Origin of the sequence: Floridaenema evergladense BLCC-F167, from assembly GCF_041929205.2 — a bacterium.
In the GTDB taxonomy this organism is placed as follows: domain Bacteria; phylum Cyanobacteriota; class Cyanobacteriia; order Cyanobacteriales; family Aerosakkonemataceae; genus Floridanema; species Floridanema evergladense.
The window spans coordinates 2,109,560-2,129,964 of record NZ_CM171625.1; the positions used below are offsets into that span (position 1 = coordinate 2,109,560).

Sequence of the window (20,405 nt, forward strand, 5' to 3'; positions counted from 1 at the left end):
GCAGCCTTGTTAGTTATGAGTTACGAATTCTAAGTTTTAAGTTATAAATTCAACTCAAAACTCAAAACTCAAAACTATCCAACCTTCTGCCTTAATCACATTGAGGACGTATCAGTGGGACAAAAAATTCATCCAGTTGGTTTTCGTTTAGGCATTACCCAAGAGCATCGCTCTCGGTGGTTTGCTAACCCATCTCGATACCCGGAGATCTTAGAAGAAGATCATAAAATCCGTCAGTATGTCGAGAGAGAACTCAATCAAAAGCAAAAAGCTGGCATTTCCGATGTCAAAATTGAACGGAAGGCCGATCAAATCGATTTAGAAATTCGTACTTCTAGACCGGGCGTAGTAGTAGGAAGAGGCGGTACAGGAATTGAAACCCTGCGATTAGGGCTACAACAAGCCCTTGGCGGTAATCGTCAGATTCGCGTTAACGTTGTGGAAGTCACAAAAGTTGATGCTGACGCTAACTTAATCGCAGAATACATCGCCCAACAATTAGAAAAACGGGTTTCCTTCCGTAGAGTAGTTCGCCAAGCGATTCAACGGGCTCAAAGAGCCGGAATCGAAGGCATTAAAGTCCAAGTTAGCGGTCGTTTAAATGGCGCAGAAATTGCTCGGACTGAATGGACTAGAGAGGGTCGCGTACCTTTGCATACCTTACGGGCAGATATCGATTTTGCATATCAGACCGCTAAAACCATTTATGGCATTTTGGGCGTAAAAGTCTGGGTTTTTAAAGGTGAAATTATTCCTGGACAAGAACGAGTAGAAGCTGCTCCCGCTCCCGGAGGAAATAATCGCCGTCGCCAGCCAAACAAACGCCGTCAGCAGTTTGAAGACCGTTCTAATGAGGGATAAAGAGTATGTTAAGTCCTAAGAGAACAAAATTCCGTAAACAACAACGCGGGCGGATGACAGGTTTGGCTTATCGGGGTAGTGACCTTAATTTTGGTGATTTTGGTCTGCAAGCTCTAGAACCTGCTTGGATCACTTCTCGGCAAATTGAGGCTAGTCGTCGGGCGATGACTCGCTACATTCGTCGGGGTGGCAAAATCTGGATTCGGATTTTTCCTGACAAACCTGTAACGATGCGCCCCGCAGAAACTCGGATGGGTTCTGGTAAAGGTGCGCCTGAGTTTTGGGTGGCGGTGGTGAAGCCGGGAAGAATTATGTTTGAAATCACTGGTGTACCTGAAGAAACCGCTCGTGAAGCTATGCGTTTGGCGGCTAATAAGTTGCCAATTAAAACTAAATTTGTTGTGCGTTCTGAGGAGCAGGTGTAAAGATGCCTTTATCAAAGATTTCTGAAGCCAGAGACTTGTCTGACGCAGAACTAGCCAAGGAAATACTCGAAGTTAAACAACAATTGTTTAAGTTGCGTTTACAAAAAGCAACTCGCCAGTTGGAAAAGCCACACCAGTTTAGACACGCTAAACATCGTTTAGCTCAATTGTTGATGGTGGAAGGCGAACGTCAAAAAGCAGCTGCTCAAGGGAAACCAGAAGCAGAACAGGAGTAGAGAGTAATGGCTGTTAAAGAAAGAGTCGGATTAGTTGTTAGTAACAAGATGGATAAAACGGTGGTGGTGGCGATCGAAAACCGTTCCCCTCACCCCAAATACGGCAAAATCGTGGTGCGAACCAAAAAGTATAAAGCCCATGATGAGGAAAATAAGTGTAACGAAGGCGATCGCGTTCGTATCAGAGAAACTCGTCCTTTAAGCCGTACCAAACGCTGGGAAGTTGCCGAAATTCTCAAGTAGTCAGGCGGTAATCGGTAATCGGTAAATAGTAATTTTAAGTTCTAAGTTTTAAGTTTTGAGTTTTGAATTAATTAACTTAAAACTCATAACTCATAACTCAAAACTATTGCCAACTACCAACTACCAATTCCCAATTCACGCTTTTTCCAATTCCCCAATCCCAAAGCTATGATTCAACCCCAAACCTACCTCAATGTTGCTGATAATAGCGGAGCCAAACAATTAATGTGTATCCGGGTTTTAGGTGCCGGAAACAGCCGCTATGGTCATGTGGGTGATGTGATTATCGCCGTCGTGAAAGACGCAATCCCCAACATGGCAGTGAAAAAATCAGACGTAGTGCGGGCAGTCATCGTGCGTACCAAAAAAGCTCTGCGTCGCGAAAGCGGCATGAGTATTCGTTTCGACGATAACGCCGCTGTCATTATCAACGCCGATGGCAACCCCAAAGGCACTCGCGTTTTCGGCCCTGTAGCTCGGGAACTGCGTGACAAAAACTACACCAAAATAGTTTCCCTCGCCCCGGAGGTGCTGTAATGGCTCAAACTAAAAAAGCCCAAAAAGAACGTACTAAAATGCACGTTAAAAAAGGCGACACCGTACAAATAATCTCCGGTAAAGATAAAGGTAAAGTCGGAGAAATTATTCGGGCAATACCTGAAGAAAGTCAGGTAGTAGTTCAAGGTGTCAATATCAGAACTAAGCACGTTAAACCCCAACAAGAAGGTGAATCTGGTCGGATTATTACTTTTGAAGCACCAATTCACAGTTCTAATGTCATGCACTATTCCACTAAGCAAAATGTCGCTAGTCGCATTTGCTATACCTTTACTGAAGCTGGTAAAAAAGTGCGGATGTTAAAAAAAACTGGGGAAATTATCGACAAATAGATCGATCGGGATTTAAGGATTTACTTGATGGACAGGATTGATTATTTGATTTGTCGGATTGACAATTAATCGAAAATCCTAATTCTAAAATCTCAGACCGAAAATGTAAAAGTTCCTGACCAAGCCCAGGAAAAACAGGTAAAAACAATGGCACAAAGACTAAAAACCACTTACCAAGAAACAATTGTTCCTAAACTCAAAGAACAATTCAATTACACGAATATTCATCAGGTACCGAAGATCGTTAAAGTGACCCTGAACCGAGGTTTAGGAGAAGCGGCTAGTAATGCCAAAGCTTTGGAATCTTCACTGACTGAAATTGGTTTAATTGCTGGTCAAAAACCAGTAGTTACTAGAGCGAAAAAAGCGATCGCAGGTTTTAAAATTCGTGAAGGAATGCCAGTGGGAATTATGGTGACTTTACGGGGCGATCGAATGTATGCTTTTCTCGATCGATTAATCAACCTAGCACTACCCCGGATTAGAGACTTTCGCGGCATCAGCCCCAAAAGCTTCGATGGTCGTGGTAACTACAGCTTAGGCGTAAGAGAACAACTGATATTTCCCGAAATCGAATACGACAGAATCGACCAAATTCGTGGCATGGACATCTCCATTATTACCACAGCCAAAACCGATGAAGAAGGCCGCGCCTTACTCAAGGCTTTTGGGATGCCTTTCCGCGATCAATAAGGAGGAAAAGATGGCGGTAAACGACACAATTGCAGATATGCTAACGCGCATCCGCAACGCAAACTTAGCGCGGCATCAAACCACAAAGGTTCCCGCAACCAGAATGACTCGCTCAATAGCCAAAGTTTTACAAGATGAAGGTTTCATTGGTGAGTTTGTTGAGGATGGCGAAGGTGTACAAAAACATCTCGTAATCTCTTTAAAATACAAAGGAAAAAATCGCCAACCGATTATTACTGCTCTCAAAAGAGTTAGTAAACCTGGATTGCGAGTTTACTCAAATCGCAAAGATTTACCGAGAGTTTTGGGTGGAATTGGGATTGCGATCATCTCTACTTCTAGTGGGATTATGACCGATCGCGAAGCCCGCCGCCAAAATGTAGGTGGAGAAGTGCTTTGCTATGTCTGGTAAAGTCAAAAGTCAAAAGTCATTAGTCATTGGTTAATAGTTAACTAAGATTCGCTTTCCCGACTAGTTATGGAGAACTCATACAAATGACAAATGACATAAGACAAATGACAAGTGATAAATAACAGAGGAAAAATTTGCCATGTCTCGGATTGGTAAGCGTCCTATTAGCGTACCTAATAAGGTTACAGTGGCAATTGAAGACCAAAAAATTGCCGTCAAAGGGCCAAAAGGAGAACTATCTAGAGTTCTCCCCCAAGGAATCATCGTGCAGCAAGAGGGAGAAACCTTAAACGTACTGCGGGAAAACGACTCCCGCACCCTCCGTCAGCTACACGGATTATCTCGCACCTTAGTTGCCAACATGGTAGAAGGTGTTTCCAATGGATTCCAACGCCGTTTAGAAATTCAAGGGGTTGGTTATCGGGCTAGAGTAGACGCTGGCAATTTGGTTTTAGTTGTCGGCTACAGCCACGAAGTCAAAATTGAACCACCCCCCGGCATCCAAATGGCAGTGGAAGGTAACGTAAACGTCACAGTTAGTGGCATCGACAAAGAACTAGTGGGTAATCTGGCAGCTAAAATTCGTGCCGTCCGCCCACCAGAAGTTTACAAAGGCAAAGGCATTCGCTATGCCGGAGAAGTAGTCAGACGTAAAGCAGGTAAAGCTGGTAAGGCAGGGAAGAAATGAAGCTTACTCGCAGAGAATCAAAAGAAAATCGCCATCGTCGGATTCGTCGCAAGGTTTTTGGTACCCCAGAACGTCCCAGATTGGCAGTATTTCGTTCCCACGAGCATATTTATGCTCAGGTAATCGACGATACTCAACATCACACCTTAGTTGCTGCTTCTACAGTGGAGCCATCCTTAAGAGAAAGTTTGGATTCAAAATCTACCTGTGCTGCTTCTATGGAAGTTGGGAAATTAATCGCCCAACGTTCTCTGGAAAAAGGCATTCAAAAAGTAGTTTTTGACCGGGGTGGTAATATTTATCACGGTCGGATTAAAGCATTAGCTGACGCAGCCCGTGAAGCCGGATTAGATTTTTAATTGTGATTAGTCATTGGTCATTGGTGAAAGAAAAAACAAATGACAAATAATCAACTGACAAATGACAAATAACAAACAATCAAGGAAAAAATATGGCAGAAAAAGAGAAAGGTCGCGGTAAAAAAGGCAGCCGTCCTAAAGAAAAAGAAACTACCTGGCAAGAACGGGTGATTCAAATCCGTCGGGTTAGTAAAGTAGTTAAGGGTGGGAAAAAACTTAGCTTCCGTGCGATCGTAGTCGTAGGCAACGAACGCGGTCAAGTCGGAGTCGGAGTCGGCAAAGCCAGCGACGTAATCGGCGCAGTCAGAAAAGGCGTAGCTGACGGGAAAAAACATCTAGTCGAAATTCCCCTCACCAAGTCTAACTCCATTCCTCACCCCATCAAAGGCAAAGGCGGCGGAGCCAAAGTCATGATGCGTCCGGCAGCCCCAGGTACAGGAGTAATCGCAGGTGGCGCAGTCCGTACCGTATTGGAATTAGCCGGAGTCCGCAACATTCTAGCCAAACAACTCGGCTCCAGCAACCCACTAAACAACGCCAGAGCTACCGTTAACGCCCTAGAAACCCTGAGAACTTTTACAGAAGTAGCTGAAGACCGGGGAATTCCACTAGAAAATATCTTTGGATAGTCATTGGTCAATTTAGATTTTCGATTAAATCCAAAATCTAAAATCGATTGAAAAAATGACTAAAGAACTAAGGAAAAAAGACTATGAGACTAAATGATGCTCTGCCTAAACAAGGCTCAAAAAAACGCCGTCGCCGTCTAGGTCGAGGTGTTTCTGCTGGACAAGGTGCCAGCGCTGGTAAAGGGATGCGCGGTCAAAAAGCTCGTTCTGGCGGCAGCACTAGACCCGGATTTGAAGGTGGACAACAACCCTTGTATCGGCGTTTACCCAAATTAAAACACTTTACCGTAATCAACCCTCGCCAGTACACTACGATCAATGTAAGTAAACTGGCATCCCTCCCAGCTAATACTGAAGTAACCCTGGATTCCCTCATAGAGGCTGGTATCATCACAGGTAACAATGGGCCACTCAAACTTTTGGGTGATGGAGAGTTAAGCACACCTTTGCGAGTAACAGCCGCAGCTTTTACAGCTGGAGCCCGCAGCAAAATAGAAGCCGCAGGTGGCACTTGTGAAGTGGTAGAGAATACTAGAGCCAGAGGTTAACCTAAGACAAGCTATTGCCAGGATACAATGCTCGTCACACGCTAGGTGAACGCCAAGAGGTAAACCGGAAATTATGATCAGTCGAGAAAAAGCTCCCACGGCGCAGGAGACATTCGCTCAATTAGCCCAAGCAGCTGGACTTCGCGGTAGGCTGCTTGTCACTTTAGGACTGTTAATTTTGGTAAGATTCGGTGTTTTCTTACCAGTACCAGGAATTAATCGGGAAGCATTTAGAGCGCAAGTGCAAAATAGCCCCTTAGTTGGCTTGTTGGATTTGTTCTCTGGAGGCGGGATCGTTGCTTTGGGTATTTTTGCCTTGGGTATTCTGCCTTTCATTAATGCTTCGATTATCATGCAGCTACTCACCGCTGCCCTTCCTACTTTGGAAAATCTTCAGAAAAATGAAGGGGAAGCAGGTCGTCGGAAGATTTCTCAGTGGACGCGCTATGTAGCTGTAGTTTGGGCTGTAATTCAAAGTATCGGCATTTCTATTTGGGTTAGTCCATTTGCAGAAGGTGGCAATCCCGGATTTTGGTTTTATGCCAAAACGGTGATCGCTCTCACCGCAGGCGCTATGTTTGTGATGTGGGTTTCGGAACTGATTACAGAACGCGGGGTTGGTAATGGAGCTTCTCTGCTGATTTTTCTGAATATTGTCTCTGTTGTACCAAAGTCTTTCGCCGCTACCATTGATTTGGCTCAAACAGGCGGTAGAGAAATTATCGGTAAGGTAATTATTCTCTTGGTTGTATTCTTGGTGATGATTGTCGGGATTGTTTTTGTCCAAGAAGGTAGTCGCCGGATTCCAATTATTTCTGCACGTCGCCAAGTAGGACGCAAATTGTATTTAGAAAAAAGCAGTTATTTGCCTTTGCGTTTGAATCAAGGCGGAGTAATGCCGATTATTTTTGCCTCTGCTGTGCTGTTTTTACCTGCTTCTTTGGCAAATTTTGTCCAAAATGAAACTTTAAACAAGGTAGCAGCTTCTTATCTGAATCCTGGTAGTCCAGTTTATGTGATTACTTATTTGATTTTGATTCTTTTCTTTAGCTATTTCTACGCTTCGTTGATTGTCAACCCGGTAGATTTGGCACAAAACTTGAAGAAAATGGGTTCTAGTATTCCGGGTATTCGCCCAGGTAAAGCTACTAGCGAATATGTGGAAAGAGTTCTCAATCGCTTGACTTTTTTGGGTGCGGTTTTCTTGGGTGTGGTGGCGATCGTACCTACAGCGGTAGAAAGTGCTACTGTGGGAACTTTTAGAGGGTTGGGTGCAACTTCTCTGTTGATTCTGGTAGGTGTGGCGATCGATACGTCAAAACAAATCCAGACTTATGTAATTTCTCAACGATATGAAGGAATGGTGAAAGAGTAGTGACAGCGACGCGATTGATTTTTCTGGGAGCGCCTGGGGCGGGTAAAGGAACTCAAGCACAAAAGTTAGCTCAGTTATGTAATATTCCCCATATTTCTACTGGGGAAATTTTACGCAATGAGGTGGCTAAAAATACTCATTTGGGTCGTGAAACTAAGTCATATCAGGATAAGGGTGAACTGGTTCCCGATCGATTAATTTTAGATATGGTAAGCCAAAGGTTGTCTGAGTCTGATGCTCAGTCAGGTTGGATTTTAGATGGCTTTCCTCGGAATGTGACTCAGGCTGAATTTTTGGATGAGTTGCTCAATAAATTACAGCAAAAATGCGATCGCGTAATTAACCTAGAAGTCCCAGATCAAATCATTGTCGATCGGTTGCTCAAACGCGGTAGAAAAGATGATACCGAAGAAGTAATTCTTCGTCGTTTGGAAGTTTATCGCGAACAAACCGCACCTTTGATCCATTACTATAACGAGCGTCACCTACTCGTCTCTATTCAAGGTAATCAATCGATGGAAGAAGTTACAGCAGAATTGCAAAAAGCTGTCGATTTGAGTTGCTAAACCATGATTTTTCCCCGATCGATTGAATGGGTTCTTAACTAACCCATTCAAAAATCTCTCCCAGGTATCCTTAGCTGAGGATTGCCCAGAGAATTTGCTCCGTTATGTTAAAATGTTTAGGGCTTCTTGGCTCTATTGCTGGGAAAAACAATCTGGTAACAGTTTAAATCATACTAAATTGTCGAGTTGAGGAAAAAAACCATTGTCTAAACAAGACTTAATTGAAATGGAAGGAACCGTAACTGAATCATTACCTAATGCCATGTTCAGAGTAGACCTGGATAATGGGTTTAATGTTTTAGCCCACATTTCCGGGAAGATTCGTCGTAATTACATCAAAATCTTACCAGGCGATCGCGTCAAAGTAGAGCTAACTCCTTACGACTTAACCAAAGGTCGAATTACATATCGCTTAAGGAAAAAGTAAGAGTAGATTGATTTAGCTGCTCTGCCAAAATCAGTTAACTCTATTTGAGACGTTAATTGACTGACAAATAAAATAGGAAATGATATAATACTTAGTTTGTAGTCCAAGCCAAAAAGAGGCATGAAAGTTAGAGCATCAGTTCGCAAAATTTGTGAAAAATGCCGCGTGATTCGCAGACGCGGTAGAGTTATGGTCATCTGCACCAACCCAAAGCATAAACAACGCCAAGGTTAACCAAAGCAGATCCTATTTAAGAGCATTTTAGTTCGAGAAAACTTTTGGAGCAACCATCAAAGATTAGGGGGAAGCAAGCGTGGCTAGAATTGCCGGGGTAGACCTTCCGCGTGACAAGCGGGTAGAAATCGGTCTGACCTATATTTATGGAATCGGATTAACTAGGTCAAAAGAAATTCTGGCTGAGACTGAAATTAATCCCGACACTCGTGTGAAAGACCTTAGCGATGTGGAAGTCGCAGCACTGCGAGCCACGATCGAAAGTAACTATCAAGTAGAAGGCGATCTCAGGCGTTGGGAAGCAATGAACATCAAGCGCCTGATTGACATTGCTAGTTATCGCGGTCGTCGTCATCGGAGCGGATTACCAGTGCGGGGTCAACGAACTCGGACTAATGCGCGGACTCGTCGTGGTAGACGTTTAACTGTGGCAGGTAAGAAGAAAGCACCAGCTAAGAAATAAGTAGAATTCAAAATGAAAAATTCAAAGTTCAAAAATCGGCTAATTTTGAATTTTGCATTTTCTATTTTGAATCGTGTAAGTATCTCAGAATATTACAACCAACAAGTTTTAAGTTAAAACTCAGCGATAGAGCGATATGGCGCGACAACAAACAGCAAGAAAACCGGGGACAAAAAAGCAAAAGCGTAATGTACCCAATGGGATAGCTTTCATTCAGTCAACTTTTAACAATACGATCGTTACCATTAGCGATCAAAATGGCGATGTGATCTCTTGGGCTTCCGCAGGTTCGAGTGGATTTAAGGGAGCGAAAAAAGGCACCCCTTTTGCGGCGCAAACAGCGGCGGAAGGTGCGGCTAGACGAGCGATCGATCAAGGAATGCGGCAAATCGAAGTCATGGTGAGCGGTCCCGGTGCAGGACGGGAAACCGCAATCCGAGCACTTCAAGGCGCAGGATTAGAAATTACCCTAATTCGCGACATTACTCCCATTCCCCACAACGGCTGTCGCCCTCCCAAACGTCGCCGAGTGTAGAAAAGGGACTGTTTCCAAAAGTGTGTGCAGAGGAATATCAGGTCTTCTCACCCTAAAAACAAGGTGAGTATTTTGCTGGGTAAGCATCTGGACAATTCAGCTAAAAGCAAATAGGTATCAGGATTTAAAGATTTCAGAATTTCAGGATTAAAAAATTTAAAATCATGAAATCCTCTTATCCTAAAAATCCTGATCGGCAATGGAGCTAGGAAGAACGGGGGAGACGAAGTGGCGCAGTTTCACATTGAATGTGTCGAGTCTAACATTGAGAAAAATCGGGGTCAATACAGCAAATTTGTCCTAGAAGCCCTGGAAAGAGGTCAAGGAACCACTGTTGGCAACGCATTAAGGCGAGTACTACTGTCCAATTTACCAGGAACAGCCGTTACAGCCGTCCGCATCGCCGGAGTTAATCACGAGTTTGCCACAATTCCAGGAGTGCGGGAAGACGTGCTGGAGATTCTTTTAAACATGAAAGAAATAGTCTTCAAAAGTCACGCTTCTGGCCCGCAAATCGGTCGTCTAGTGGCAACAGGCCCCGGAACAGTGATTGCCTCCCAATTTGACTTGCCCTCCGAGGTGGAGGTAGTAGACCCCAGTCAATATGTCGCAACACTGTCACCAGGAGCCAAATTAGAAATCGAATTTCGGATGGAAACCGGAAAGGGTTATCGTTCCGTAGACCGGGGACATGACGAATCTGCGGCTTTGGATTTCCTCCAAATCGACGCAGTATTTATGCCAGTTCGGAAGGTCAACTACAGCATTGAAGAAGTGCGGGCTGATGGTTCTCAGGAGAAAGACCGTCTGTTGATGGAAATTTGGACGAATGGTAGCATTAGTCCCCAAGAAGCACTGTCCCAAGCGGCTAATCTGTTGGTGGATTTATTTCAGCCGCTAACTGATATTAGTACTCATGCGATCGGACCCGAACCATCCGACGAACAAGACCCGACCAGCCAAATTCCGATCGAAGAACTACACCTCTCAGTTCGGGCTTATAACTGTTTAAAACGGGCACAAATTAACTCAGTAGCAGACCTACTGGATTACACCCAGGAAGATTTACTGGAAATCAAAAACTTTGGTCAGAAATCAGCCGAAGAAGTGATCGAAGCTTTACAAAAACGCTTAGGGATCACTTTGCCGAAAGAGAAATCTGCCAAACCTAACGCTTAATAAATAGTTTTAAGTTATGAGTTATGAGTTCGTAGGGGCGGGTTTTGCTCAGAAATTATCTGTGAGTGACAAAAGTTGTTTACTAAACCCGCCCGTACAATAATTCAAAACTCAAAATTCAAAACTCAAAACTCATAACTTTTTTCAAGATAGACAAGGAAAACTTATGCGTCACGGTCGTCGTATCCCACAATTAAGCAAGCCAGCTGACCAGCGAAAGGCGCTGTTAAGAGCGCTGACAACTCAATTGTTACGTCATGGTCGGATTGAAACTACGGTTCCTAGAGCAAAGGCGGTGCGATCGGAAGCCGATCGGATCATCACCTTAGCTAAAGATGGTTCCTTAGCGGCTCGTCGTCAAGCAATAGGTTATCTTTACGACAAACAGCTAGTTCACGCCTTGTTTGAACAAGTCGGAGAACGCTACAGCAATCGTCAAGGTGGCTATACTCGCATTCTGCGGACGGTAAACCGTCGCGGGGACAACGCAGAAATGGCAATTATTGAGCTAGTGTGAACTGATTTGGGATTTTTGAGATTTGAGATTGACTATGACTACTCCAGATCTAGATTCCCGACTTCTTCAAGAAGTCGGGAATCTAAAAAATCTCAAATCATCACGGCGAGTTGCCTTGGTGATTCAGTACCTGGGTACTCATTTTCACGGTTGGCAAAGACAAGTAGGACAACGCACGGTACAAGAAGAGATCGAAAAAGTACTCGCTTGCATCGAAAAACGACCAGTCACCCTTTACGGTGCCGGAAGAACCGATGCAGGTGTCCATGCAGCCGCTCAAGTAGCTCACTTTGAAACCACAAGTTCCATTCCCCCAGAAAAATGGGCAACGGTTCTTAATACTCAACTGCCTAAAGATGTATTAATACTGGCTTCAGCCGAAGTAAATTCTAGATGGCACGCTCGCTTCTCAGCTAGTTGGCGACGTTATCGGTACAGTATATATACAGACAGCCAACCAAACTTGTTTGTTAGACCCTTTGCTTGGCATTATTATTATGCGCCACTAGACGCAACTCAAATGCAAGCCGCCCTCGATCCCTTGATTGGGAAGCACGATTTGACAGCTTTCCATCGTTCAAACTCCGGTCGCGCTCACTCTTGGGTAGAAGTTCAAGCAGCAAAATGCGTTCGCGCCAGCGTGTGCGATAGCAAGGATCGCGAAGGCGCATTTATCCATATAGAAATTCAGGCAAATGGCTTTTTGTATGGCATGGTGCGGCTACTGGTGGGACTGCTAGTGCAGGTGGGTAGAGGAGAGCGATCGCCAGCAGAGTTTACCCAACTTTGGGTCAACCAACGTCGCGACGAAGTAAAATACGCCGCACCCCCTAACGGATTGTGTTTGCTGCGCGTCGGTTATCCCGAATTTCCCTTTCCCCCAGAAGTTTGGTTTGATAACCAACCTAAATTTATGTTCTGGGAACATCCTAAAATTTCTTGACTAATTATAAACAGATGAACAAAACTTACTTACCTCCGCAAAATCCCACAGACCGCCAGTGGTATCTGATCGATGCTGCTGACCAACGTCTGGGAAGATTAGCCAGTGAAATTGCTGTAATTCTCAGAGGCAAAAATCTGCCACAATATACGCCACATCTGGATACAGGTGGTTTTGTGGTAGTGGTTAATGCCGAAAAAGTGCAAGTTACAGGCAAAAAACGGACTCAGAAAATCTACTATCGCCACTCTGGTAGACCAGGGGGGTTAAAATCTGAGACTTTCGCTCAATTACAACAACGAATTCCTGAAAGAATTATCGAAGAGGCTGTACGGGGAATGTTGCCCAAAAACTCTTTAGGCAGAAGTTTATTTACCAAGCTAAAAGTTTATCCCGGCCCTGACCACCCCCACCAAGCGCAAAAACCCCAAGAAGTTAAGATTAATACCATTCCCGGAGGAGAAGCATAATGCAGGCAGCAGAACAGAGCGATACGCCTAACGGCACACTACGCGATCGCACCGTCAACAACGATCGCGTCATGTACTGGGGAACAGGTCGGCGGAAATCTGCCGTCGCCAGAGTCCGTTTAGTACCCGGAAGCGGTCAAATGACCATCAACGGCAAACCCGGAGACTTATACCTCCAATTCAACCCCGCTTTCCTGATTCTGGCAAAAGCACCCCTAGAAACCTTGGGATTGGAAAACGATTACGACGTGATCGTGAAAGCTGAAGGCGGCGGAGTAGCAGGACAAGCTGATGCTATCCGGTTAGGCATAGCTAGAGCCCTGTGTCAACTAGACCCAGACAACCGTAAACCCTTAAAAACCGAAGGTTATCTCACCCGCGATCCTAGAGCAAAAGAACGGAAGAAATACGGCTTACACAAAGCTCGTAAAGCACCTCAGTACTCAAAACGTTAGAATGTTATTAGTCATTGGTCATTAGTCATTAGTCATTAGTGAAAGAGGTGAACAAATGACAAATGACAAACAATAAATGACAAAAAAGATCTTGAGGAAAAAGCAAAATGGCAAAACCAGATATTCACCCTACTTGGTATCCAGAGGCTAAAGTTTACTGTAACGGTCAATTAGTAATGACCGTTGGTTCTACCAAACCAGAACTTCACGTTGATGTCTGGTCAGGGAACCATCCTTACTACACTGGTACACAAAAGATTATCGACACCGAAGGACGAGTCGAACGCTTCCGCCGCAAATATGGAATGTTGGAAGGCGAAGAAGGACAAGCACAACCTCAAAGAGGCGGTGGCAAAAAGAGAAAGTAGCAGGCTAGTCATATTGTCGGTAGTCCGTTGTTTGTAGCCTTACCTACTAACAACCTACCTTTAACTTTTAATTCACTAACAACTGACAACAACTGGCAACTGACTATGGCTGAAACTTACCTGCTCGATAAACTTAACTCTGTTGAACAAACTTTCAACGAACTAAACCGACGACTGGCAGATCCTGATGTGGCAAGCGATCCTACAGAATATCAAAAAGTGGCTAAAGCCCGTTCTTCCTTGGAAGAAGTGGTGGACACTTACGATCGATGGAAAACTGCTCAAGAAGAGTTAGTCGGTGCTAAACAAGTTCTTAAAGAGGCTAACGGCGATTCCGAATTACAAGCGATCGCCGCTTTGGAAGTAGAAGAACTAGAAGAGAAAATTGAACAACTGGAAACAAGACTGACGATCCTGCTTCTTCCCCGCGATCCTAACGATGATAAAAACATCATGTTAGAAATTCGGGCGGGAACAGGAGGCAATGAAGCTAGTATTTGGGCTGGCGACTTAGTGCGGATGTATTCCCGCTACGCAGAAGCTCAAGACTGGAAAGTACAAGTGCTTAGTGAGTCCTTGGCGGAAATGGGCGGTTTTAAAGAAGTCGTTTTGGAAATCAAGGGCGATCAAGTTTACAGTAAGCTGAAATTTGAGGCTGGAGTTCACCGCGTCCAAAGAGTACCTGTGACTGAGGCTGGTGGGAGAGTTCATACTTCTACGGCTACTGTTGCGATAATGCCAGAAGTGGATGATGTGGAAGTACATATCGATCCGAAGGATATTGAAATGACTACAGCCAGGTCTGGTGGTGCTGGTGGACAAAACGTGAACAAGGTGGAAACAGCCGCTGACTTGTTCCACAAGCCTACAGGAATTCGGATTTTTTGTACTCAAGAACGCAGCCAGCTGCAAAATAAGGAACGGGCGATGCAAATTTTGCGGGCTCGACTTTATGAGATGGAACTGCGGAAACAGCAAGAGGAAGTATCTTCGATGCGCTTGAAGCAGGTTGGTACTGGTTCGCGATCGGAAAAAATTCGCACCTATAATTACAAAGATAACCGGGTGACTGACCATCGCCTAAACCATAACTTTTCTCTAAACAGCTTTCTGGAAGGGGATATCGAAGACGCAATCCAAGCTTGTATTTCTCAAGATCAACAGCAACGTTTAGCAGAATTAACTGCTGCTAGTTCATAAGGGAATTATTACTAATAGGAATGGGGAAGGGTTATTTTTTAACTCTTCCCCATTCCTATTTTTAAGTTTAAATAAACAGAATTTGTGTGAGAAGCGATCGATCGGAACAACTTTTAAGTAGCAGCACAAATAACTTGACGCATTTTTCGCATATTAGCTGGTAAATCTAAAAGCATTGCTTGTTGAATAAAAAGTGAAGGTACGGGAATAGTTGGGGTTGCTTGGACGCTATAGGTCAGCAAAGTACCATTACTCCAATCTTGTAGTTTTAAGTCAGCATTAAAGTCTGTAAAACTGCCTTTTTCCATACGGAATTGAATTTGCTGCTGTAATGTTTCTATGACTTTCAGGTAAATTTCTACTTCCGCAGAGAACATTAAGAAAGCTTTGCGACCAATCTGATAAAGGCGCTTGCCTTTACCAGTAAGACTATCTCCTCTATTGATGACTTCGCTACGGATTAAGTCTGGGAAGTAATGTACCCAGCGGGGATAATCAGTTAATTGTTGCCAAGCGTGCGATCGCTGACAAGGCAAGTACATCGAAGCGGTACAAGCACCACCCCAAGCTGAGTGATTTCTTGTTTCCAGCAAAACTTCCCCAGACACCAACGCTTTCTGTTGCTGTTGATTCCACACCACGTCTTTTACACTCACAGTAGGTTCCGATATACAAAGTGTAGTCATTATTGCTTAACAATTTATTACTAATAGGGAATACAGTCCAAGGCTCGAAGTTCCCTAACAAATTAAAAACTTAGGTGTTCTTCCCTGCCTATTTATTAAAATACCCGTCTCAGTTGAAGAAAGTGCAAAGTTACAATAAAGTTTTTCCAAATCTTTGGCTGTTAGGAAAATGAGATGGGCAAATTACCTAATTAATCACCAAATCCGGCGATTTAAACTCAAAATCGCTCTGTGGGAAAACTGGGATGCGATCGAAAATTTTCTACCTGTACTATAGTATTTGCCTAATTTTCAAGCCTCTAGCAGTTTAATAAACCAGCAGAACAATAGAAACAGCTTGTTAAAGCGGTGTGGCATAATCAAAGACGAATTTCGGAAAAAACATCGTGGCTAGAACACCGAGTCCAGGGAATTGGAGATTTATTTCGATTTTTGGGTTAATTCTGGGCATTACCTTAGTTGTTTGGGTACTCAGAGGCATGGGTATCCTCAGTTTTCTTCCAGGTGGCATAATTTGGGTGTTAATACTGTTCTGTATAATTACAGGCATCCTCAGCTATTTGCAAGAAACCGTCTGGTAAAACCTTGTGAGGAAATAGCAAAATGGAACCATACGTATGTGGCGATTGCGGTTGGGTTTACGACCCACTAGAAGGCAATCAAGATGGAGAAGGTATAGCGTTTGAAGACCTCCCCGATGATTGGGTATGTCCAGTTTGTGGGGCGACTAAAGACGCTTTTGAAGAACTTGAAGAGTAGTTAAATCCGTTCAGCGATTCTAAATTGAGTGTAAAACCAATAAAAATTGTAGTTATCGGTGGTGGGGCGGCAGGATTTTTCGGTGCTATTACCTGCGCTCAAGCTCATCCTGATGTAGAAATTACCATTTTAGAAGCAAGTCATGAACCCTTGACCAAAGTGCGGATTTCCGGTGGGGGAAGATGTAACGTGACTCATGCTTGCTTTGAACCTGGGGAATTAGTGCAGTATTATCCTAGAGGAGGTAAAGCTTTGCGGGGCGCTTTTTGCCGATTTCAACCAAAGGATATGGTTGCTTGGTTGGCGGCGCAAGGTGTGGAACTCAAAACTGAGTCAGATGGGAGGATGTTTCCCGTAACTGATGATTCAGGAACGATCGCCAACTGTCTACTCAAAACCACGAAAAGTTTAGGAATAGAACTGCGAACAAAAGTCAGAGTCTCCTCAGTTGGGCAAATACCCGGAGAATTAAGTAAATTTGCAGTACGGTTGAAAGATGGCGAGGTGATGATTTGCGATCGTCTTCTCCTAGCTTCCGGTAGTAACCCTTCAGGATATCAAATTGCCAAAACATTAGGTCATCAAATTGTATCGCCAGTCCCATCTTTATTTACTTTTAATATTAGCGATCGACAATTAACAGAATTAGCTGGAGTCAGCGTTGAAAAAGTCAAATTGCGCTTACAAATAGCAGGTAAAACCCATTTTGAACAACCAGGCGCAATCTTAATTACTCACTGGGGTTTAAGTGGCCCAGCAATTTTAAAACTTTCCGCTTGGAGTGCGAGAATTTTACACGAAAATCACTACCAAGCAAAATTAATAATTAATTGGATTCCCGATTCTAACCCCGAATTTTTACGGAAACAATTGTTAGCAGTTCGATCGCAATTACCACAAAGGCAAATTTCCACCACTTGTCCGCTTCTCCTCCCCAGACGTTTGTGGGAATATTTAATTGCCCGTGTAAATATTGCCTCGGAAGACAGATGGGCGGGACTTTCTAATAAAACCCTCAATCAATTAATCCAGGAAATTACTCAAGGTGAATACCAGATTAGCGGCAAAGGAGTTTTTAAGGAAGAATTTGTTACCTGCGGTGGCGTGGACTTAAAAGAAGTAAATTTTAAAACGATGGAAAGTAAGTGTTCTCCGGGGCTTTACTTTGCCGGGGAAATTCTAGATATTGATGGTGTAACTGGTGGATTTAATTTTCAGAGTGCATGGACAACCGCTTGGTTAGCAGGTCAAGCAATGGGAAGTTAGGAATTATTGCCTTTCGCCTTTCCTCTTTCTCTGTGTTCTATACGCCGGAAGCAGTTCAATCAATATTTAAATACCATGAAATTTAGCGAAGTTATCCAAAAACTAGACGTATCTTTTCATAGCTTGGCATCAAATTGCGACCTCGATCCAGAAATTACTGGTTTAGCCCCGATCGATGATGCACCTCCAGGCACTTTGAGTTATATAGAAGGGGGAAAGTTTGCGGCAATGGTGAATGAAACTACCGCTAGTGCCTTAATTTTGCCACCAGACGAACAGTTGCAGCAACAAGCTATTGAACGAGGAATTGCTTGGTTAGCTGATGCCGAACCAAGATTATTATTTGCTAAAGCGATCGCCTTATTTTATAAACCTTTTCGTCCCGATGTGGGGATACATCCCTCAGCAGTAATTCATCCTTCGGTACAAATTGGTAGAGATATTTATGTTGGCCCAAACGTAGTAATTCAAGCTGGTGTAAAACTCGGTAATGAAGTTTGTATTCATCCCAATGTGGTGATTTATCCGAGAGCAGAAATTGGCGATCGTACCACCTTACACGCTAATTGTACCATTCACGAACGCAGTAAAATCGGCGCAAATTGCGTGATTCATAGTGGCGCAGTAATTGGTGCCGAAGGGTTCGGTTTTGTACCCACCAAATCTGGTTGGTTCAAAATGGAACAATCTGGTTGTGCTGTATTAGAAGACGGGGTAGAAATTGGCTGTAATAGTACGATCGATCGTCCAGCAGTCGGAGAAACTCGCATTGCCCAAAACACCAAAATTGACAACTTAGTACAAATTGGACATGGTTGCCAAATCGGTTCTAATTGCGCCTTAGCAGCACAAGTAGGATTAGCTGGGGGAGTGAAAGTTGGCAACAATGTTTTATTAGCTGGACAAGTAGGAATTGCCAATCAAGCACAGATTGGAGATGGGGCGATCGCCACAGCTAAATCAGGCATTCATAATGATGTAGAACCAGGCACAATTGTCTCCGGTATTCCTGCCGTTTCTCACAAAATCTTTCTCAAAGCTTCTGCTATCTACAGCCGCCTACCAGAAATGTACCAATTCTTTAGACAAATGAAGCGTCATAGTAATGAAAACTAACCGCCATTATCGGAAAAAGGTACAAAGTTTGTAGGGTTTCCCGACCTGACAATTTCTCTGAATTGAGCCACCATATATTTGTAAGTTAAAGATGCCAAAAAGAACAACCACAAAAGTTCAACCTAGCTCTTTAACCTCACTTTAAAAGAAATTTAACCCGATTTCCTTAAAAGTTGACCAAAGGAGTGTTATCAATGAGAGTAGTACGTTGGCAACCCTTCTCTAACATGGAATCACTACGTCGTCAAATGGATCAAATGTTTGACGAACTTCTGGAAATTAATCACCAACCCGCAAACATCAACTGGACACCAGCAATAGAACTCAAAGATGAAGAAAATCAGGTAATCTTAAGAGCAGAAATTCCTGGTGTAGAAGCCAAAGATCTAAACATTGAAGTAACCAGAGAAGCTGTATCCATCTCCGGCGAACATCACTCGGAAACCAAGACCGAAAACAAAGGATTATACCATTCCGAACTCCGTTATGGTAAGTTTCAACGCATAGTACAACTGCCAGTTCATGTAGAAAACGAACAAGCTAAAGCCGAGTTTAAGAATGGGATTTTGACTCTCACTTTACCTAAAGCTGAAGAATTACGTCGGAAGGTTTTCAAAGTCAACCTCACTGACGAACAACCGCAAATTTCTGGCTCATAATTTGAGCAATTGAAACATTAAAAGTGAATTCATAACTTAAATTTTAAACCCTGAGTATTTACAAATTGTTTGTCAAATACTCAGGGTTTATTGCTACGGGTAATCAAGGGGAACATTTTGCTGAGTGAATTTTCTTAACTCAAAACTCAAAACTTCCCCATCACCAGCCTAACTTTTCTAATATGGGACGAGTAGAAACAATATGTCTATCTAAACCCAATTGTTTGGGTTCTACACCCACAGCTAAAGCAACTAGCTGCGGTAAATGTAGAACAGGTAAACCTAATTTTGTTTCAATTACCTTTTCTACTTCTGGTTGACGGGAATCTAAATTTAAGTGACACAAAGGACAAGGAGTTACCAAACAATCTGCACCAGCGGCAATGGCATCCTGAATTTGTTTTCCTGCCATTTGAAAAGATTGGGTAGTGGCATAACTAGAAAGAGGCCAACCACAACATTGTGTTCTACCCTGATAATAAACAGGAGTTGCCCCTAAAACCCGGAATACATTTTCCATTGATTCCGGCTGGAAAGGATCGTCAAAAGGTATGGACTTTTGTGCCCTGAGTAGGTAGCATCCATAAAAAGCAGCGCATTTAAGACCGCTCAGTTTTAGGACAACTCGCTTTTGCAGTTCCTCTAAGCCAAAATCTCCGACTAACGCCCATAGAAGATGTTTGACAGTGGTATTACCGTGATAAGGAGAACAACCTTCTTTTTGTAGGAGTCCGTTAATTTCTTCGAGGTAAGCTGGGTTAGTTTGCTGTGCTTCTTTTAATCGATCGTCCACATGACCGATTACACCTTGACAAGTGCTGCAATGGGTGAGTAAGGGTAAGTTTAACTCCTCTGCTAAAGCAATGTTCCGGGCATTAACAGTGTCTTCCAACAAGCGAGATTCTTCTTTAAAAGTACCCGAACCACAGCAAGAAGCTCTCTTTAGCTCAACTAATTCAATCCCTAAAGCTTTAGAAAGAGCCGCTGTTGATTGGTATAATTCCCGGCAAGCACCTTGGGCAACACAACCAGGGAAATAAGCATATTTAAGAGTCATTTGTCAATTATTGTGAAGTAACTAAGAACCCGATCGCGGTTCCTATCCTATATGATGGCGTGTTTAGGAATTTTGGGAAATTACAGGAGTTTGCTGAAACAGAAAAATTTCCTTTGCGACTTAATCTAAATCTACAAATTTCTCCT

At 43.5% G+C, this 20,405-nt stretch carries 32 protein-coding genes; 30 read left to right on the forward strand and 2 right to left on the reverse strand.

The window, feature by feature from the left end:
• Positions 1–114 precede the first annotated feature (114 nt).
• The 25 genes from rpsC (at position 115) to prfA (ending at position 14,716) form a co-directional block, all read left to right on the forward strand.
• Positions 115–861: a 30S ribosomal protein S3 gene (gene rpsC, locus ACE1CA_RS10175; protein ID WP_413276421.1), complete on the forward strand. Its 747-nt coding sequence runs from the start codon at positions 115–117 to the stop codon at positions 859–861.
• A gap of 5 nt (positions 862–866) precedes the next feature.
• Positions 867–1,286, forward strand: coding sequence for a 50S ribosomal protein L16 (gene rplP / locus ACE1CA_RS10180; RefSeq protein ID WP_073593369.1), 420 nt, complete (start codon positions 867–869; stop codon positions 1,284–1,286).
• Between the two features lie 2 nt (positions 1,287–1,288).
• Positions 1,289–1,522: a 50S ribosomal protein L29 gene (rpmC, locus tag ACE1CA_RS10185; protein ID WP_413276422.1), complete on the forward strand. Its 234-nt coding sequence runs from the start codon at positions 1,289–1,291 to the stop codon at positions 1,520–1,522.
• Positions 1,523–1,528: 6 nt separating this feature from the next.
• Positions 1,529–1,765 (forward strand): 30S ribosomal protein S17, encoded by a 237-nt coding sequence (gene rpsQ / locus ACE1CA_RS10190; protein WP_413276423.1) that lies wholly within the window; start codon positions 1,529–1,531, stop codon positions 1,763–1,765.
• A gap of 168 nt (positions 1,766–1,933) precedes the next feature.
• Positions 1,934–2,302 (forward strand): 50S ribosomal protein L14, encoded by a 369-nt coding sequence (gene rplN / locus ACE1CA_RS10195; RefSeq protein WP_413271178.1) that lies wholly within the window; start codon positions 1,934–1,936, stop codon positions 2,300–2,302.
• Positions 2,302–2,655, forward strand: a complete 354-nt coding sequence (rplX, locus tag ACE1CA_RS10200; RefSeq protein ID WP_413276424.1) for a 50S ribosomal protein L24 — start codon at positions 2,302–2,304, stop codon at positions 2,653–2,655. Before rplN ends, rplX begins: the two co-directional genes overlap by 1 nt.
• Before the next feature lie 147 nt (positions 2,656–2,802).
• The gene (gene rplE, locus ACE1CA_RS10205; RefSeq protein WP_413276425.1) at positions 2,803–3,348 is read left to right on the forward strand and encodes a 50S ribosomal protein L5; all 546 of its coding nucleotides are present in this window, start codon (positions 2,803–2,805) and stop codon (positions 3,346–3,348) included.
• A gap of 10 nt (positions 3,349–3,358) precedes the next feature.
• Positions 3,359–3,760 (forward strand): 30S ribosomal protein S8, encoded by a 402-nt coding sequence (rpsH, locus tag ACE1CA_RS10210; protein WP_413276426.1) that lies wholly within the window; start codon positions 3,359–3,361, stop codon positions 3,758–3,760.
• A 139-nt stretch (positions 3,761–3,899) separates the two neighbouring features.
• Positions 3,900–4,448, forward strand: coding sequence for a 50S ribosomal protein L6 (rplF, locus tag ACE1CA_RS10215; RefSeq protein WP_413276427.1), 549 nt, complete (start codon positions 3,900–3,902; stop codon positions 4,446–4,448).
• Positions 4,445–4,807: a 50S ribosomal protein L18 gene (gene rplR, locus ACE1CA_RS10220; RefSeq protein ID WP_413276428.1), complete on the forward strand. Its 363-nt coding sequence runs from the start codon at positions 4,445–4,447 to the stop codon at positions 4,805–4,807. The genes rplF and rplR overlap by 4 nt, the downstream gene beginning before the upstream one ends.
• Before the next feature lie 92 nt (positions 4,808–4,899).
• Positions 4,900–5,436: a 30S ribosomal protein S5 gene (gene rpsE, locus ACE1CA_RS10225; RefSeq protein WP_413276429.1), complete on the forward strand. Its 537-nt coding sequence runs from the start codon at positions 4,900–4,902 to the stop codon at positions 5,434–5,436.
• Between the two features lie 83 nt (positions 5,437–5,519).
• Complete coding sequence (rplO, locus tag ACE1CA_RS10230) at positions 5,520–5,984, forward strand: 50S ribosomal protein L15 (RefSeq protein WP_413276430.1); 465 nt, start codon at positions 5,520–5,522, stop codon at positions 5,982–5,984.
• Between the two features lie 70 nt (positions 5,985–6,054).
• Complete coding sequence (secY, locus tag ACE1CA_RS10235; protein WP_413276462.1) at positions 6,055–7,359, forward strand: preprotein translocase subunit SecY; 1,305 nt, start codon at positions 6,055–6,057, stop codon at positions 7,357–7,359.
• Positions 7,359–7,925 carry an adenylate kinase gene (locus tag ACE1CA_RS10240; RefSeq protein WP_413276431.1) on the forward strand — a complete coding sequence of 189 codons (567 nt, stop codon included), beginning with the start codon at positions 7,359–7,361 and terminating at the stop codon, positions 7,923–7,925. Before secY ends, ACE1CA_RS10240 begins: the two co-directional genes overlap by 1 nt.
• 202 nt (positions 7,926–8,127) lie before the next feature.
• Positions 8,128–8,352 (forward strand): translation initiation factor IF-1, encoded by a 225-nt coding sequence (gene infA, locus ACE1CA_RS10245; RefSeq protein WP_006276978.1) that lies wholly within the window; start codon positions 8,128–8,130, stop codon positions 8,350–8,352.
• A 120-nt stretch (positions 8,353–8,472) separates the two neighbouring features.
• The gene (gene rpmJ, locus ACE1CA_RS10250; protein WP_015125759.1) at positions 8,473–8,586 is read left to right on the forward strand and encodes a 50S ribosomal protein L36; all 114 of its coding nucleotides are present in this window, start codon (positions 8,473–8,475) and stop codon (positions 8,584–8,586) included.
• 79 nt (positions 8,587–8,665) lie between these two features.
• Positions 8,666–9,049, forward strand: a complete 384-nt coding sequence (rpsM, locus tag ACE1CA_RS10255; RefSeq protein ID WP_413276432.1) for a 30S ribosomal protein S13 — start codon at positions 8,666–8,668, stop codon at positions 9,047–9,049.
• 136 nt (positions 9,050–9,185) lie between these two features.
• A complete protein-coding gene (gene rpsK / locus ACE1CA_RS10260; RefSeq protein WP_413276433.1) occupies positions 9,186–9,584 on the forward strand; it encodes a 30S ribosomal protein S11 in 399 nt (132 codons plus the stop codon).
• A gap of 228 nt (positions 9,585–9,812) precedes the next feature.
• A complete protein-coding gene (locus tag ACE1CA_RS10265) occupies positions 9,813–10,763 on the forward strand; it encodes a DNA-directed RNA polymerase subunit alpha (RefSeq protein WP_413276434.1) in 951 nt (316 codons plus the stop codon).
• A 166-nt stretch (positions 10,764–10,929) separates the two neighbouring features.
• Complete coding sequence (rplQ, locus tag ACE1CA_RS10270) at positions 10,930–11,280, forward strand: 50S ribosomal protein L17 (protein ID WP_413276435.1); 351 nt, start codon at positions 10,930–10,932, stop codon at positions 11,278–11,280.
• Positions 11,281–11,314: 34 nt separating this feature from the next.
• On the forward strand, positions 11,315–12,223 hold the full coding sequence (gene truA, locus ACE1CA_RS10275) for a tRNA pseudouridine(38-40) synthase TruA (RefSeq protein ID WP_413276436.1): 909 nt from the start codon (positions 11,315–11,317) through the stop codon (positions 12,221–12,223).
• Positions 12,224–12,237: 14 nt separating this feature from the next.
• Entirely contained in the window at positions 12,238–12,693 is a 456-nt protein-coding gene (gene rplM, locus ACE1CA_RS10280; RefSeq protein ID WP_413276437.1) for a 50S ribosomal protein L13, read from the forward strand.
• Positions 12,693–13,148: a 30S ribosomal protein S9 gene (rpsI, locus tag ACE1CA_RS10285; RefSeq protein WP_459563567.1), complete on the forward strand. Its 456-nt coding sequence runs from the start codon at positions 12,693–12,695 to the stop codon at positions 13,146–13,148. The genes rplM and rpsI overlap by 1 nt, the downstream gene beginning before the upstream one ends.
• A 107-nt stretch (positions 13,149–13,255) precedes the next feature.
• Positions 13,256–13,516 (forward strand): 50S ribosomal protein L31, encoded by a 261-nt coding sequence (gene rpmE / locus ACE1CA_RS10290; protein WP_413276438.1) that lies wholly within the window; start codon positions 13,256–13,258, stop codon positions 13,514–13,516.
• Positions 13,517–13,621: 105 nt separating this feature from the next.
• Entirely contained in the window at positions 13,622–14,716 is a 1,095-nt protein-coding gene (prfA, locus tag ACE1CA_RS10295) for a peptide chain release factor 1 (protein WP_413276439.1), read from the forward strand.
• Positions 14,717–14,829: 113 nt separating this feature from the next.
• Here the strand turns inward: prfA and ACE1CA_RS10300 are convergent, their stop codons facing one another.
• A complete protein-coding gene (locus ACE1CA_RS10300; protein WP_413276440.1) occupies positions 14,830–15,402 on the reverse strand; it encodes an SRPBCC family protein in 573 nt (190 codons plus the stop codon).
• Between the two features lie 386 nt (positions 15,403–15,788).
• Here ACE1CA_RS10300 and ACE1CA_RS10305 point away from each other — a divergent pair, with 386 nt between their 5' ends.
• From ACE1CA_RS10305 to ACE1CA_RS10325, 5 genes are all read left to right on the forward strand, one after another.
• Positions 15,789–15,983 (forward strand): hypothetical protein, encoded by a 195-nt coding sequence (locus tag ACE1CA_RS10305; RefSeq protein WP_413276441.1) that lies wholly within the window; start codon positions 15,789–15,791, stop codon positions 15,981–15,983.
• Positions 15,984–16,005: 22 nt separating this feature from the next.
• A complete protein-coding gene (locus tag ACE1CA_RS10310; protein ID WP_413276442.1) occupies positions 16,006–16,161 on the forward strand; it encodes a rubredoxin in 156 nt (51 codons plus the stop codon).
• A 24-nt stretch (positions 16,162–16,185) separates the two neighbouring features.
• Entirely contained in the window at positions 16,186–17,427 is a 1,242-nt protein-coding gene (locus ACE1CA_RS10315) for a BaiN/RdsA family NAD(P)/FAD-dependent oxidoreductase (RefSeq protein WP_413276443.1), read from the forward strand.
• A gap of 75 nt (positions 17,428–17,502) precedes the next feature.
• A complete protein-coding gene (gene lpxD / locus ACE1CA_RS10320; protein ID WP_413276444.1) occupies positions 17,503–18,543 on the forward strand; it encodes a UDP-3-O-(3-hydroxymyristoyl)glucosamine N-acyltransferase in 1,041 nt (346 codons plus the stop codon).
• A 194-nt stretch (positions 18,544–18,737) separates the two neighbouring features.
• Positions 18,738–19,202 carry an Hsp20/alpha crystallin family protein gene (locus ACE1CA_RS10325; protein WP_413276445.1) on the forward strand — a complete coding sequence of 155 codons (465 nt, stop codon included), beginning with the start codon at positions 18,738–18,740 and terminating at the stop codon, positions 19,200–19,202.
• A gap of 160 nt (positions 19,203–19,362) precedes the next feature.
• On the opposite strand, the gene ACE1CA_RS10330 is transcribed toward ACE1CA_RS10325, so the two are convergent.
• Positions 19,363–20,259, reverse strand: coding sequence for a CoB--CoM heterodisulfide reductase iron-sulfur subunit B family protein (locus ACE1CA_RS10330; RefSeq protein WP_413276446.1), 897 nt, complete (start codon positions 20,257–20,259; stop codon positions 19,363–19,365).
• Between the last annotated feature and the right edge of the window lie 146 nt (positions 20,260–20,405).